The 13,712-nt window shown below is 41.1% G+C and carries 14 protein-coding genes; all 14 read left to right on the plus strand.

Going from position 1 to position 13,712, the window contains the following annotated elements; all coding sequences use genetic code 11:
• Window positions 1–144: 144 nt before the first annotated feature.
• The 14 genes from trpE to qcrB all read left to right on the plus strand — a co-directional run bounded on the left by trpE (window position 145) and on the right by qcrB (window position 13,705).
• Window positions 145–1,647 carry an anthranilate synthase component I gene (trpE, locus tag JOC54_RS16650; protein ID WP_204467646.1) on the plus strand — a complete coding sequence of 501 codons (1,503 nt, stop codon included), beginning with the start codon at window positions 145–147 and terminating at the stop codon, window positions 1,645–1,647.
• Window positions 1,640–2,665, plus strand: a complete 1,026-nt coding sequence (gene trpD / locus JOC54_RS16655) for an anthranilate phosphoribosyltransferase (protein ID WP_204467649.1) — start codon at window positions 1,640–1,642, stop codon at window positions 2,663–2,665. Before trpE ends, trpD begins: the two co-directional genes overlap by 8 nt.
• The gene (gene trpC / locus JOC54_RS16660) at window positions 2,658–3,416 is read left to right on the plus strand and encodes an indole-3-glycerol phosphate synthase TrpC (protein WP_204467651.1); all 759 of its coding nucleotides are present in this window, start codon (window positions 2,658–2,660) and stop codon (window positions 3,414–3,416) included. The genes trpD and trpC overlap by 8 nt, the downstream gene beginning before the upstream one ends.
• Window positions 3,417–4,073: a phosphoribosylanthranilate isomerase gene (locus tag JOC54_RS16665; protein WP_204467653.1), complete on the plus strand. Its 657-nt coding sequence runs from the start codon at window positions 3,417–3,419 to the stop codon at window positions 4,071–4,073.
• Window positions 4,048–5,256, plus strand: coding sequence for a tryptophan synthase subunit beta (gene trpB / locus JOC54_RS16670; protein ID WP_204467655.1), 1,209 nt, complete (start codon window positions 4,048–4,050; stop codon window positions 5,254–5,256). Before JOC54_RS16665 ends, trpB begins: the two co-directional genes overlap by 26 nt.
• On the plus strand, window positions 5,249–6,058 hold the full coding sequence (gene trpA, locus JOC54_RS16675; protein ID WP_204467657.1) for a tryptophan synthase subunit alpha: 810 nt from the start codon (window positions 5,249–5,251) through the stop codon (window positions 6,056–6,058). The genes trpB and trpA overlap by 8 nt, the downstream gene beginning before the upstream one ends.
• Window positions 6,059–6,125: 67 nt before the next feature.
• Window positions 6,126–7,232 carry a histidinol-phosphate transaminase gene (gene hisC / locus JOC54_RS16680; protein WP_204467660.1) on the plus strand — a complete coding sequence of 369 codons (1,107 nt, stop codon included), beginning with the start codon at window positions 6,126–6,128 and terminating at the stop codon, window positions 7,230–7,232.
• A 25-nt stretch (window positions 7,233–7,257) separates the two neighbouring features.
• Window positions 7,258–8,346 carry a prephenate dehydrogenase gene (locus JOC54_RS16685; RefSeq protein WP_204467662.1) on the plus strand — a complete coding sequence of 363 codons (1,089 nt, stop codon included), beginning with the start codon at window positions 7,258–7,260 and terminating at the stop codon, window positions 8,344–8,346.
• A gap of 18 nt (window positions 8,347–8,364) precedes the next feature.
• The gene (gene aroA / locus JOC54_RS16690) at window positions 8,365–9,663 is read left to right on the plus strand and encodes a 3-phosphoshikimate 1-carboxyvinyltransferase (RefSeq protein WP_204467664.1); all 1,299 of its coding nucleotides are present in this window, start codon (window positions 8,365–8,367) and stop codon (window positions 9,661–9,663) included.
• A 286-nt stretch (window positions 9,664–9,949) separates the two neighbouring features.
• Complete coding sequence (locus JOC54_RS16695) at window positions 9,950–11,203, plus strand: tetratricopeptide repeat protein (RefSeq protein WP_204467666.1); 1,254 nt, start codon at window positions 9,950–9,952, stop codon at window positions 11,201–11,203.
• Between the two features lie 122 nt (window positions 11,204–11,325).
• A complete protein-coding gene (locus tag JOC54_RS16700; protein ID WP_204467668.1) occupies window positions 11,326–11,871 on the plus strand; it encodes a ReoY family proteolytic degradation factor in 546 nt (181 codons plus the stop codon).
• A gap of 65 nt (window positions 11,872–11,936) precedes the next feature.
• Window positions 11,937–12,404, plus strand: coding sequence for a YpiF family protein (locus JOC54_RS16705; protein ID WP_204467670.1), 468 nt, complete (start codon window positions 11,937–11,939; stop codon window positions 12,402–12,404).
• Between the two features lie 126 nt (window positions 12,405–12,530).
• Window positions 12,531–13,022, plus strand: a complete 492-nt coding sequence (locus tag JOC54_RS16710; RefSeq protein ID WP_204467672.1) for a Rieske (2Fe-2S) protein — start codon at window positions 12,531–12,533, stop codon at window positions 13,020–13,022.
• Window positions 13,023–13,033: 11 nt separating this feature from the next.
• Window positions 13,034–13,705 carry a menaquinol-cytochrome c reductase cytochrome b subunit gene (gene qcrB / locus JOC54_RS16715; RefSeq protein ID WP_204467675.1) on the plus strand — a complete coding sequence of 224 codons (672 nt, stop codon included), beginning with the start codon at window positions 13,034–13,036 and terminating at the stop codon, window positions 13,703–13,705.
• Window positions 13,706–13,712 lie beyond the last annotated feature (7 nt).

Here is a 13,712-nt window from a genome sequence, read left to right on the forward strand (position 1 = left end):
AGATTAGATGAGAATGAGTAGAGCGGAGCGAGCAGAGCAGAGAGTTTCAAAGGTATATTTCGGTTTCCATATGTTTTAATCCAACTAAAAAACCGTCAATCCTCCTAACCGCTCTTCATTTTCACATTTTAAGGAGTGTGCGAAATGAAGAAGACCTCTTTTTTGTCCTTCAACAAATCCTATGATTCATACGGATTATGTTTTTACCGGGATCGTGTTTTTGCTGATGGACTAACACCTACACAATTATTCCAATCGTTTCAAGAAGAAGCTGTTTTCCTTTTAGAAAGCAATGATTCACAATCTGAGTGGTCCAACTTTTCATTTATTGGGCTTAATCCACTATATGAACTAATTGAATCAAATGGATCGTATTTAACCATTTGTTTAAAAACGAAACATACACTTGTTCAAGCAAGCACATTTCGTGAATGCTACGATCAATTTATAGCGATCTTACAGCCTGAGCCTATGCCACTTGACATTCCCTTTCAAGGAGGCGCTGTAGGTTATGTAAGTTATGATGCTGTTTTTGAAATGGAACCAAAACTAAAACGAACAGACAAGCAAAAATCAACGGTGCCGAAGCGTCATTTCGTATTCTGTGAAACAATCGTGGCGTTAAATGAACGAACAAAAGAATTAACCATTGTTCACCACCTTCACACAAAAAAGGGTTTAGCCAAACAGGCATACGATACTGCAGAAAGTGAAGTTCAGTCATTGCTGCAGAAAGTCATAACGGCCAAGCCATTAGATTTATTGCCAATTAAAGCTGAAGGAGTAAATCCGCTTCCTTTTCAAGCAAACTATTCAAAAGAAACGTTTATGGCTGATGTTAATAGAGTGAAAAAGTACATTAAGCAAGGTGATGTTTTTCAAACGGTGTTATCGCAGCGGTTTGATATTGCTATTACTTGCTCGGGCTTTGAATTATACCGCGTTTTGCGATTAGTTAATCCTTCACCTTACTTGTTTTATTTAAAAATAGGGGAGAAAGAGATTATTGGAAGTTCCCCTGAGAAGTTAATTGAGGTTCGCGGTCACCATCTGGAAATTCATCCAATTGCAGGGACGCGAAAACGAGGCTTAACGGAAGTCGAAGATCGAGCACTAGCTGAAGAGCTGTTGTCGGATGAAAAAGAAATAGCTGAGCATACGATGCTTGTTGACCTTGCTCGAAATGATTTAGGTCGCGTGTCTGAATATGGAACGGTCAAAGTCGATTCGTTTCTGGAAATTGGCAGGTTTTCACACGTCATGCATCTATGCTCCAAAGTAACAGGTAAGCTTCGAGAGGACCAGACGGCGGAAGACGCTCTCCAAGCAGCATTTCCAGCAGGAACACTTTCAGGAGCGCCTAAAGTTCGAGCAATGGAGATTATTGAGGAGCTCGAACCAACCGAGAGAGGGATCTATGGAGGCGCCATCTGTTACCTTGATTACAATGGACAGCTAGATTCATGTATTGCAATCCGAACGATTGTCTTGGAAGACGGGATTGCTTCTGTTCAAGCTGGAGCTGGAGTTGTAGCTGATTCAGACCCATTAAGTGAGTACGAAGAAACAATTAATAAAGCAAAAGCGATGATGAATGCCATTAACCAAGCTGAGCACCGTTTTGGTAAGGTGGTGTCTTATGATTAAGGAATTAATAAAAAAATGTATAAGCCAACAAACGTTAACTGAACAAGAGGCCAAGGCCGTTATGCTCGAAATGATGTCTGGAACATTAGCTGATAGTCAGATTGCTAGTTTACTAACAATTATGCGCTACCGTGGTGAAACAATTGAAGAGATTACTGGGTTCGCAAAAGCAATGCGTGAAGTCGCACAGGCATTTCCATTGCAAAACGAGGGGCTCATTGATACGTGTGGAACAGGTGGAGATGAGTTAGGCACCTTCAATATCTCAACAGCAACTGCGATTGTGTTGGCATCACTTAATGTTTCGGTTGCCAAACATGGCAATCGCTCCGTATCGTCAAAAAGCGGAAGTGCAGATGTTCTTGAACATTTAGGAATTGATATTGAAGCACCACTTGAGCAAGCAGCAAAAATGCTTGAAGAGCAGTCGTTATGTTTTTTGTACGCACCAATGTACCATCAGTCGATGCGCCATGTGAGCAAAGCCCGAAAAGAAATGGGCATTCGGACGATCTTTAATATTGTTGGTCCATTAACAAACCCTGCAAATGCGGACTACCAATTATTAGGTGTATATGACCATGAAGTTGCTAAGAAATTGGGCAATTCCTTAATTGAATTAGGGACAACGCACTCTCTACTTGTAACAGGAGCAGATGGACTTGATGAATGTGCGATACATGGTGAAACAAAAGTGGTAGAAGTGAGAGAGAAGACCTTAACTACGTATCGCTTTGTTCCAGAAGATATGGGCTTAGAACGAGGGTGTTTAAGTGAGCTTCAAGTACAATCCCCCGCTGAAAGTGCGGCGTTAATTCAAGCCATTTTTGCCGGGACCGCTCCACAATCTGCCAGAGATATTGTTTGTTTAAACGTTGGAGCAGCTCTGTATGCACGCGATCTAGTCGATTCAATTAAATCTGGAGTAAACAAAGCAAAAGAAGCGCTGGATTCAAAACGTACACTGACATTTTTAACTTATTTACAACAGTTAGATCGGGGGATTAAACATGCTTAACGCTATTTTAAAGTCAAAGCAACGTGAGATTGAAACGCTTCAGCAGCCTGAACGACAGATGTTTGAACGGAAATCCTTGATTGAAAGCTTAAGGTCCCCGGTTCATGCGCTTGGCTTAATTGCTGAAATCAAACAAGCGTCTCCATCTAAGGGGCTAATTGTCGACTCAATTAATCCGCAACAAATTGCAATGGACTATGAAAGAGCTGGTGCATCTGCTATTAGTGTCTTAACAGATGAGCCCTTTTTTAAAGGAAACAAAGCCTATATTGCGGAAGTAAAACAGGCTGTTCAACTTCCTGTATTAAGAAAAGATTTTATTCTTTCTGAACAGCAAGTAGAAGAAACAGCAAGGTTAGGCGCTGACGCAATGCTGCTAATTGCTGGGACCGTATCAATGACGAAGCTTAAGCAATTGTATCAAGAAGCTTATAATCAAGGATTAGAATGTCTAGTTGAAGTTCATAGCGCGGAAGAGCTGAGAGCTGTTTTGTTACATTTCGAGCCAGAAGTGATAGGGATTAATAACCGCAATTTAAATACGTTTGAGACATCGATTAAACAAACGGAATTAGTAGCACCTGAAGTACCTGAAACAAGTTTACTTGTGTCAGAGAGCGGCATTCATACAGCAGATGATGTACAACAAGTGCAAGCAGCGGGTGCACAAGCGTTGTTAATTGGTGAACTGCTCATGAGACAACTGGATAAAGGGGCAACAATACGTCAGCTCTTTCGTAAGTGTTTGTAAATGAAGCTAAAATACTGTGGGCTTCATTCAAAAGAAGATGTTGAGAATGCCGTTCGCTCTAGCTGTGATTATCTTGGTTTTGTATTTGCAAAAAGCAAAAGACAAGTGGACGTGGCTGATGTACAAAGATGGCTAGTAGACTTCCCTGCTTTAGCACAGCAGAAAGTAGCATTGTTTGTTCATGAATTGCCTCAAACAATTGGACAGATTGTACGTACTGGTCAGTTTGATATTGTTCAGCTGCACGGAAACGAAAGCGTTGCTGATGTTTGGGATATCAGGGCAGAACTTAGCGACGTTCTCATATGGAAAGTCATACATGATAGCGAGCATGCTTTAGATGTGATGAAGCAGTTTGAAGGTGCAGTAGATGGATACATCGTTGATCAAAAAGGACTAACAGCTTGGGGTGGCACTGGTCAATCGTTTGATTGGAGTCGAGTTTCTCTTTATCAAGCAGAAGGCGAAAGACAGGGGCTTCCGGTTATGATTGCTGGTGGTGTTAATCCAGATAATATAGCAAGCTTAGTCCGTCTGAATCCGGATGGAATTGATATCTCGAGTGGGATTGAGTCAAATGGAAGAAAGTCTAAGGCAAAAATGAAGCTGATTGAGAAGGAAGTGTGTAAACATGACGATTCTAACAATGCCAGATGAACGTGGGCGCTTCGGAGAATTTGGCGGGCAATACGTACCCGAAACACTCATGAGTGCAATAGAAGAATTAGAAATCGGGTTTAATGAAGCAATCGTAGACACTGCATTTCAATCCGAACTTGCGGAGCGATTAGCCGATTTTGCTGGACGTGAAACGCCGCTTACTTTTGCTGAGAACCTCAGTCGAGAAATTGCTGGCGCGCAAATTTATCTAAAACGAGAAGACTTGGTGCATACAGGTGCACATAAGTTAAACAATGCTCTTGGTCAAGCTCTATTAGCCAAACGAATGGGCAAGCAAAAGCTTGTTGCTGAAACGGGAGCTGGCCAACACGGTGTAGCAACAGCAACTGTCGCCGCTAAGTTTGGAATGGAATGCTTGATTTACATGGGTGAAGAAGATATGAAACGCCAACAATTAAATGTGTTAAGAATGGAATTGCTCGGAGCCACCGTTATTCCAGCCGTTACAGGTAGTAAAACATTAAAAGATGCGACGAACGAAGCGATTCGTCATTGGGTAGCGCATGCAGAGGATACGTTTTATTTAATTGGATCGGTCGTTGGCCCACATCCGTATCCTAAGATTGTGCGAACGTTTCAACGGATTATCGGTGATGAATCAAGAAAACAATTCATCAATCAAACCGGAAAGTTACCATCTTCAATTGTTGCATGTGTCGGTGGAGGTAGTAATGCTATCGGAATGTTTTATCCGTTTTTGGCGGATGTAGACGTAGATTTAATCGGTGTAGAAGCAGCAGGACTTGGAGTTAATACGCATCAGCATGCAGCAACGATAACCAAAGGTTCAAAAGGTATTATTCATGGTTCATTAACTTACTTATTGCAGGATGAACATGGACAAATTACGGAACCTTATTCCATTTCTGCTGGACTGGACTATCCAGGAGTGGGACCGGAGCACGCCTATTTAGCCGATCAAAATCGTGTTGAATACAAAGCCATTACAGATCTTGAGGCTCTTGACGCTTTAAAAAAACTAGCCGAACAAGAAGGGATCATTTGCGCATTGGAATCTGCCCATGCGGTTGCTGAAGCATTAAAAGAAGCCAAAAAACGATCAGCAGAAGAGACGGTCTTAATTTGTTTATCTGGACGTGGTGATAAGGATATGCATACGCTGCAACAACGGCTAAAGGAGGAGGGAAATCATGTCTGAACGCTTAAGAAAAGCGGTTACTAAAGAAAAGTTATTCATTCCATTCATAACCGCGGGTGATCCGACAATTGAAGCGACGATTGAGCTTGCTCTTTCTTTGGAAAGAGCCGGAGCTGATGTGATTGAACTTGGTATCCCTTATTCAGATCCATTGGCTGATGGCCCAGTCATTCAAGCAGCTTCTAAACGAGCACTTACTGCAGGAATGACGTTTGCTAAGGCGCTAGAGATGGTTTCAAAATTAAGGGAGCGAGGGCTTAACGCTCCTGTTATATTGTTTACGTATGCCAACCCCCTACTTCAATATGGCTTTACTCAATTCGTGAATGAAGCTAGCGCTTTTGGTGTTGATGGAATACTAGTCCCAGATTTACCGTTTGAGGAAAGTGAAGAATTTGGCGATATTTGTGCCAAAGAAGATCTTGCACTTATTTCTTTAGTTGCGCCGACCTCAAAGGAGCGTGTTGAAAAAATTGCCTCATCAGCCAAAGGTTTTCTTTACTGTGTATCCTCACTCGGTGTGACTGGTACAAGAAATGAACTTCACCCAGACTTAAAACAATTTTTACAGGTTGTAAAAAATTCCGCATCGATTCCGTGTGTTGTTGGATTTGGTGTAAGTCAAGCAGATCAAGTTGAAGAAATAAATCGTTACGCAGATGGTGTTGTTGTTGGGAGTGCGATTGTAAAACAAATAGGAAGCTTAACGAATGAGTTAAGTCAACCAGAGTCTAGGTCGGCAGCAGTTGCTAAGGTTGAAGCATTTGTTAAACAACTGCACCAACCAGTTGCTTCAAGGTAAATTAATCTTGCCAGTCTGATGCATTTTTCGTAGGATACTAGTAAGACATTTGAAGGCGGTGAACGATTTGATTACGAAGAAACAAATTCAAGGATTACCAGCATATGCTCCTGGTAAACCAATCGAAGATGTAAAGCGTGAATTTAATTTAACGAATGTGGTAAAAATGGCTTCAAATGAAAATCCCTATGGTGCCTCTCCTAAAGTGGCTGAAGCCATTACGGCTGCAGCGACTGAAACGGCGGTTTATCCAGACGGTTATGGAACGCAGTTACGCCATGCTTTGGCAGAGAAACACAGTGTGTCAGAAAAGCAGATTATCTTAGGTAACGGCTCTGATGAAGTGATTCAGTTCTTGTGTCGTTCTTACTTAACAGCGGAAACAAACACCATTATGGCTACTCCTTCATTTTCGCAGTATAAATTAAATGCAACAATTGAAGGAACGACCACGATTGAAGTTCCGGTGAGAGCGGATGGCTCACATGATCTGGACGCAATGCTTCATCAGGTCAATGAACAAACGCGAATTATCTGGGTTTGTAATCCAAATAATCCGAACGGGGTTGCGATTGATAAAGAAACGTTTTTTTCTTTCTTAAAAGCTGTTCCCGATCATTGCCTCGTTGTTTCGGATGAAGCTTATTTTGAATATGTTGAAGATGATGCATACCCAGATACAATTTCTTTGTTAGACCAGTTTCCTCAGCTCGTTATTTTGCGAACGTTTTCCAAAGCATACGGACTTGCTGGGCTTAGAATAGGCTATGGAATTACAAGTGAGACCATTGCTCAAGCAGTAGATCCTGTGCGTCCACCTTTTAATAATAACGTGATTGGACATGCAGCAGCCTTGGCCGCTCTAAAAGATGAGGCATTTATTCAATCTTGTCGCCAAAAGAACAGGGAAGAGCGAGAGAAAATTCGTGCTTTCTTTGAAGAAAGAGGTATGTTTGTCTATCCATCTGAGACCAATTTCTTATTAATTGAGACAGGTATTCCAGGAAATAAGCTGTTCCAAGCTTTCTTAGAAAAAGGGTTTATCTTAAGATCTGGAGAAGCGCTAGGTTATCCAACAGGAATACGCATCTCGATTGGAAGTGCAGTGGAAAACAAAGCGTTTTTAGAAGTAGCACCATCTGTATTCGATTCATTATCCAATGAAATGAGATAGGTGTTTGTGGAGTGGAGGGAACAAATTGAAAGACATTTTTATTATTGGTTTAGGGTTAATTGGTGGGTCAATTTCACTTGCGATAAAAAAAGAAGATTCGTTTCATGTAAAGGGATTTGACCTTTCTGCAGAACAGCTAAGGATGGCGAAATCTCTTGGTGTGATCGATGAAAAAGTGAAATCGATAGAAGAAGGCGCGGTTCATGCAGACCTTATTGTTTTAGCCGTCCCGGTCGCCCAGACAATTGAGCTTATTCAGCAATTAAATCAATTGGACTTAAAAAAAGACGTTATCATTACAGATGTCGGCTCAACAAAGCAAGAAATTGTGCAAGCTGCGGCTCAGTTGAATGAATCGATTACGTTTATTGGTGGTCATCCAATGGCTGGCTCGCATAAATCAGGAGTGGAAGCAGCAAAAGCCCATTTATTCGAAAATGCTTTTTATATTTTTACGCCAACAGCCACCGTTGATCGAGAACAGTTAATCACATTAAAGAATGTTCTCAAGCATACCAAAGCGCGTTTCTTGCAAATGGATGCAAAGCAACATGATAAATTGGTTGGTGCTGTAAGCCATTTTCCCCATATAATTGCGGCAAGCCTTGTTCATCAACTTGAAAAACTGCAAGAAACAGACCCGGGTGTGACAAGACTTGCAGCTGGCGGATTCCGTGATATCACTCGAATTGCATCGTCCAGTCCTGTTATGTGGCGTGATATTTTATTACATAATCAAGAAGAATTGCTTCACTTATTTGATCAATGGCAGAACGAAATGAATCGAGCTCGAAACCTTGTTCAGGATGGGGACGGTGAAGGTCTTTTAACCTTTTTCCAACAAGCAAGGTCGTTTCGTGAAGGTCTGCCTCAGCGGAACAAAGGCGCAATTCCTGCTTTTTACGATTTGTTTGTTGATGTACCGGACCACCCTGGCGTCATTTCTGATGTAACCTATATTCTCGCTGAACACGAAATTAGCTTAACGAACATCCGCATTCTTGAAGCGAGAGAAGATATCATGGGTGTGCTTCGTTTAAGTTTTCGTTCAGAAATGGATCGCGATCTTGCGAAGAAAGCTTTAAAAAAACGCTTATATGAGACATATGAGTAAACGAAAGGTGTTGGAATGATGGCTGAGTATTTAAAGCTCCTTTCTGCTGTCAATTCACCGTTATCCGGCGAACTGGTTGTTCCAGGAGATAAATCGATTTCGCACCGAGCCGTGATGTTTGGTGCCATGGCAAAGGGTACGACCACCATCACTGGTTTTTTAGCTGGGGAAGATTGTTTGAGTACGATTGCTTGCTTTCGAAAAATGGGTGTAATTATTGAACAGCATGAGACCTCGGTATCGGTAGAAGGAAAAGGAATCGATGGTTTGCTCGAGCCGGAAGCGGTACTTGATGTTGGTAACTCTGGAACAACAACACGCTTAATGCTCGGAATTCTTGCAGGTAGACCGTTTCATTCGGTTGTAGTAGGGGATGAATCAATTGCAACTCGTCCTATGAAGCGCGTTGTTGACCCGCTTCAACAAATGGGAGCTGTGATTGACGGGAGAGATGGGGGTGACAAAACACCTCTTTCCATCCGAGGTGGTGCATTAGATGCCATTACGTATCAAATGCCTGTTGCAAGTGCGCAAGTTAAGTCGGCCTTGATGTTAGCTGGTCTGCAAGCAAGAGGAACCACGACAATAAAAGAAGTGCAACAAACAAGAGATCATACGGAACAGATGCTTGAACAATTTGGTGTAAAAATTGAACGTGAAAAGCTTGAGATCTCAATTGAAGGCGGGCAAACGCTAAAGGCAACGAATGTCATTGTGCCTGCCGATATATCATCTGCTGCTTTTTTTCTAGTTGGAGCATGTATGGTGGAAGGAAGTCAGATCTCGCTTCAACGCGTTGGTTTGAATCCAACGAGAGCTGGGATCATTAATGTACTAAAACGTTCAGGTGCAGCCATTGAGATTGAAGAAGACTTAACAGCTACAGGAGAGCCGTACGGAACAATTCGGATAAAAGCAACTGAATTAAAGCCATTTGTGATTGAAGGGGATGATATCCCTACATTAATTGACGAAATCCCTGTATTAGCCGTATTAGCGACACAAATTAATGGAACAAGTATGATTCGTGATGCTGAAGAGCTAAAAGTAAAAGAAACAAATCGAATTGATACAGTCGTTAGTGAACTTAAACAGCTGGGTGCTGATATTGAAGCGACGGAAGATGGCATGATTATCAGAGGCGGTACGCCCCTCACAGGTGGCGTAGTTGACTCTCATGGAGACCATCGAATTGGAATGGCGATGGCAATCGCCGCACTTGTTGCTAAAGGGAATGTTTCATTAAAGAATAGTGAAGCGATTCAAGTGTCATACCCCTCATTCTTTAGTGATTTAACTAGATTAATCGAACGCTAAAAAAGCGAGCTCTGACCTTTATCAGAGCTCGCTTTTTATAAAAAAATAACCCATTTTGTAAACGAAAGCGTTTACAAAATGGGTTTAGCTATTGCAGCTAAAATGTATGGATAGGAGTGGAGAGAAACCATACGCTAATTAGAGAATAATAAAAAACGCTTACAAAGTCAACACCATTCTTAAAAATATAAAAATTATTTCATTTCTATAGGCGAACAGAATGGTTGAATCGTTTGGATTGCTTACTATAAAATAGAGGAAAGTGTTCTTAAAGGAGAAAACAATCATGTTGAAAGAAGAAATATACGCAACAATTGAATCAGGCGATATTGAAAAAGCGCTTGATTTATTAAATAATTATGCAAAAACGTCCGACCACGAGCAACTCTTTGAGGCCGCTGAGCTCTATTATGAATTAGGTCATGTGGAACAAGCTAAGCATATTATTAATCAGCTGCTGGAACTTTACCCAGACGAAGGGTCGCTTTTTATACTAGCGGCTGAAATGATGATTGATGCAGATGAAGAAGACGAAGCGATTGAACAACTCCTTGAAGTTCGTGAAGATGATGATAGCTTTCTTCAAGCGCAATTGTTATTGGCAGACTTATACCAGCTACAAGCATTGGATGAAGTTGCAGAGCAAAAGCTGCTTGCTGCTGCAAAAAAAGCCCCAGAAGAAATGATTATAACGTACGCTCTCGGGGAATTTTATCTTGACCAAGGCTCATACAACAAAGCCATTCCTTATTTAAAACGAGCGCTTCACGCTGATTTAGGAGAAGTGAATGTCGCTTTAGGTTTAGCTGAAGCTTACAGCGCCAATGGTCAATTTGAAGATGCCCTTCACTTGTATCATCAACAAGAAGTAACGAAAATGCCCCCAAATACATTGTTCAACTTTGGGTTTACTGCCTATCAACAAGGAGATTATTCGGTTGCGATCGAACAATTAGAAGCAGTAAAAGCTTTAGATGCAGATTTTACAAGTGTTTATGCGCCACTCGCCCGGGCGTATGAGGCAGAAAATCGTTTAAAAGAATCTCTTGAAGTAGTCGAATCAGGTTTGCGGATGGATGAATTTAATGATTTACTGCCGTTACTTGCAGGAAAACTTCTGCTAAAAATGTCTGACCCAACAGGATCCGAACAATATTTTAGGCAGGCAATTGCTTTGAATCCAGCTAATGTCGAGGCATTACAAGCTTTAGCTGCGCTGTTACGTGATCAGGAACGAGCAGAGGAGCTTGATGAACTAATCAGTCATGCAAAAGAATACGGAGAAACAGATGGTTTACTTACTTGGTATCATGCGTATGCAAAGGCTGAATTAGAGCATTATAAAGAAGCGCTTATCCTCTATCAAGAAGCTTATGTATTTTTGCATACAGATAGCGATTTCTTAAAAGAATATAGCTCTTTCCTACTTGAGGAAGGACAAAGAGACCAAGCTATACGCGTTTTAAAAGAAGCATTGATTCATGATCCAGCAAAGCAAGATATTGCAGAGCTGCTAGACCAACTTGAAGCAAATGCCTAAATGGCAAATTTTGTTGAAAACATTTGCTTCAACTTGAAAGGAATATGGCAACTATAAAGCGAAATGAACTATATGAGCATGATCTATAACTGGGCTACTATCTATTGAAAGGAGAGGAAGTAATGAGTAATATCATTCCTGTAATGGATAAAAAGGCTTTTTTAAGAAATTTTTTAAAACGTCATCAGTTAAAACGGCGTGAATGTGCGTGGCTACTCAATTATCTCATGAATGATGATGCGTTAATGGAACGTGTGCACTTTATCAATCGCTCAGATAGTACGCCGAAAGCAATTGTTATATCAGCTCAAGGAATTGAACAAATTCCGTTTTCTTTTCGAAAAAAACATCATGTAACAACTGACTGTGAAAAAGCATTCCATGATATTCGATTAAATCAAACCGAAGAGATCTATATAGAGCTTCATTTCCAAGACCGCTCATCAGATTCACACTACTTGTCGGTATTGGAAGACAATCCATTCCTTCCTGAGACAAAAGAAAAAGCAGATGAAATTGAGCGAGAAGCAGTGGCCTTTTTGGATGATTCAATCCGAAAATTTCAGATTGAGAAGTTAAACGCTGAGATCGATCAAGCTCTGGACGTAGGCGATAAAAAAACCTTTATGAAGCTAACCGATCAATTAAATCAGCTTTTAAAGAATTGATGAAAAAACAGAGTCCAACTGACTCTGTTTTTTTGCTATACTAAGGAAGGTAAAGGGGTGAACGTATGCGATTTAAGACAGCGGATATAGATACATATCTACAATCAAAAGACTACGTTGATACAGCGGTTATTCCTCTGGTTGAGTCGACATGGGCTGCGGATGCTAAAACCGTCGCTCAAGCAGTTGAATTCACGCAAGCGTTAACGGATGAAATGGAACGACAATTTAAAGGGAGAATTATGCAATTCCCTTTATTTGGCTATGCTAAATCTGAAAATCGTGAGCAGGTTGTTGAGCGATTAATGCTATGGCAGAAAGATTTAAAAGAAAATGGCTTTAAACATATTTTTTTGGTTACTGCTGACGCAAATTGGAAACAACTAGAAAATGAATTAAGCCACATGACTTTGCTATTTGTTCCAGCTTTGCCGCTTGAATACATTGAGCAAAAAAATCGTAAAAAAGTGATGGATGGACAGCTTCAGCAACTATTACCAATTATAACGGCGGTTTGGCAAGAAAAAGTCTGAAAGCGCTATTCCAACTTATATTGCGTAATGTATGCGGTTATAGTATGATGGTAACGTCCTAGTATTATTCTTGTTATGATACCAAGTAAACATTGGTCGATTTTTGAACTGTTAGGAGGTTTAGGAGTGAGCGAAAGAGAGCACAAAGTATCAAGAAGGCAGTTTTTATCGTACACGCTCACAGGTGTTGGGGGTTTTATGGCTGCTGGCATGCTCATGCCAATGGTTCGGTTCGCCCTTGATCCCGCTTTAAAAGCTGGCGCTGAATCAAATGTAGAATATGTTTGTGAGCTAGAAGATGTAACAGACAAGCCACAACGTTTCACTTGGAGCTTTAATCAAGTGGATTCTTGGTATGATTCAACAGTTGAGCGCGAAGCATACATCTATTTAGATGGTGAGGATGTTGTTGCTTTATCTTCAATTTGTACACATCTTGGCTGCACAATTGGCTATCAAGAAGACACAAGTCGATTTGTTTGTCCGTGCCATGGTGGGCAATTTGAAGAGGATGGTACAAACGTACCAGGAACACCGCCAACTCGTCCGCTAGATGTTTTTGAAGTTGAGATAAGAGATGGCGCAGTATATCTTGGACAGACGATGCGTAGGGATTAGGAGGGGCGTAAATGCTTCAGAAAATTTATGATTATGTGGACGAGCGTCTCGATATTACGCCAATGTGGCGCGATATTGCTGATCATGAAGTGCCAGAGCATGTCAATCCAGCTCATCACTTCTCAGCGTTCATCTACTGTTTTGGTGGGTTAACTTTTTTTGTAACGGTAATTCAAATTTTATCGGGTATGTTTTTAACGATGTACTATGTGCCTGATATTGTAAATGCCCACGCATCGGTTTATTTCTTACAAAACGATGTGGCGATGGGACAGATTGTTCGAGGAATGCATCACTGGGGCGCAAGTCTTGTTATTGTTATGATGTTTTTACATACACTGCGCGTATTTTTTACAGGATCATATAAAAAACCTCGTGAATTAAACTGGGTTGTTGGCGTGTTGATTTTCTTTGTCATGCTTGGACTTGGTTTAACAGGCTACTTGTTGCCTTGGGATATGAAAGCGTATTTCGCAACGGTTGTAACACTGGAAATTGCTGAAAGTGTGCCGATTATTGGTGAATTTGCAAAAGCGCTCTTAGCAGGTGGAGACATTGTTGGAGCTGCAACACTAACACGATTCTTTGCCATTCATGTCTTTTTCTTACCAGCCGCACTACTCGGTTTACTAGGTGCGCACTTTATTATGATTCGTAGACAGGGGATCTCTGGACCTCTATAAGAACACA

It is taken from the genome of Shouchella xiaoxiensis (assembly GCF_016907895.1).
Taxonomy (GTDB): Bacteria; Bacillota; Bacilli; order Bacillales; family Bacillaceae_D; genus Shouchella; species Shouchella xiaoxiensis.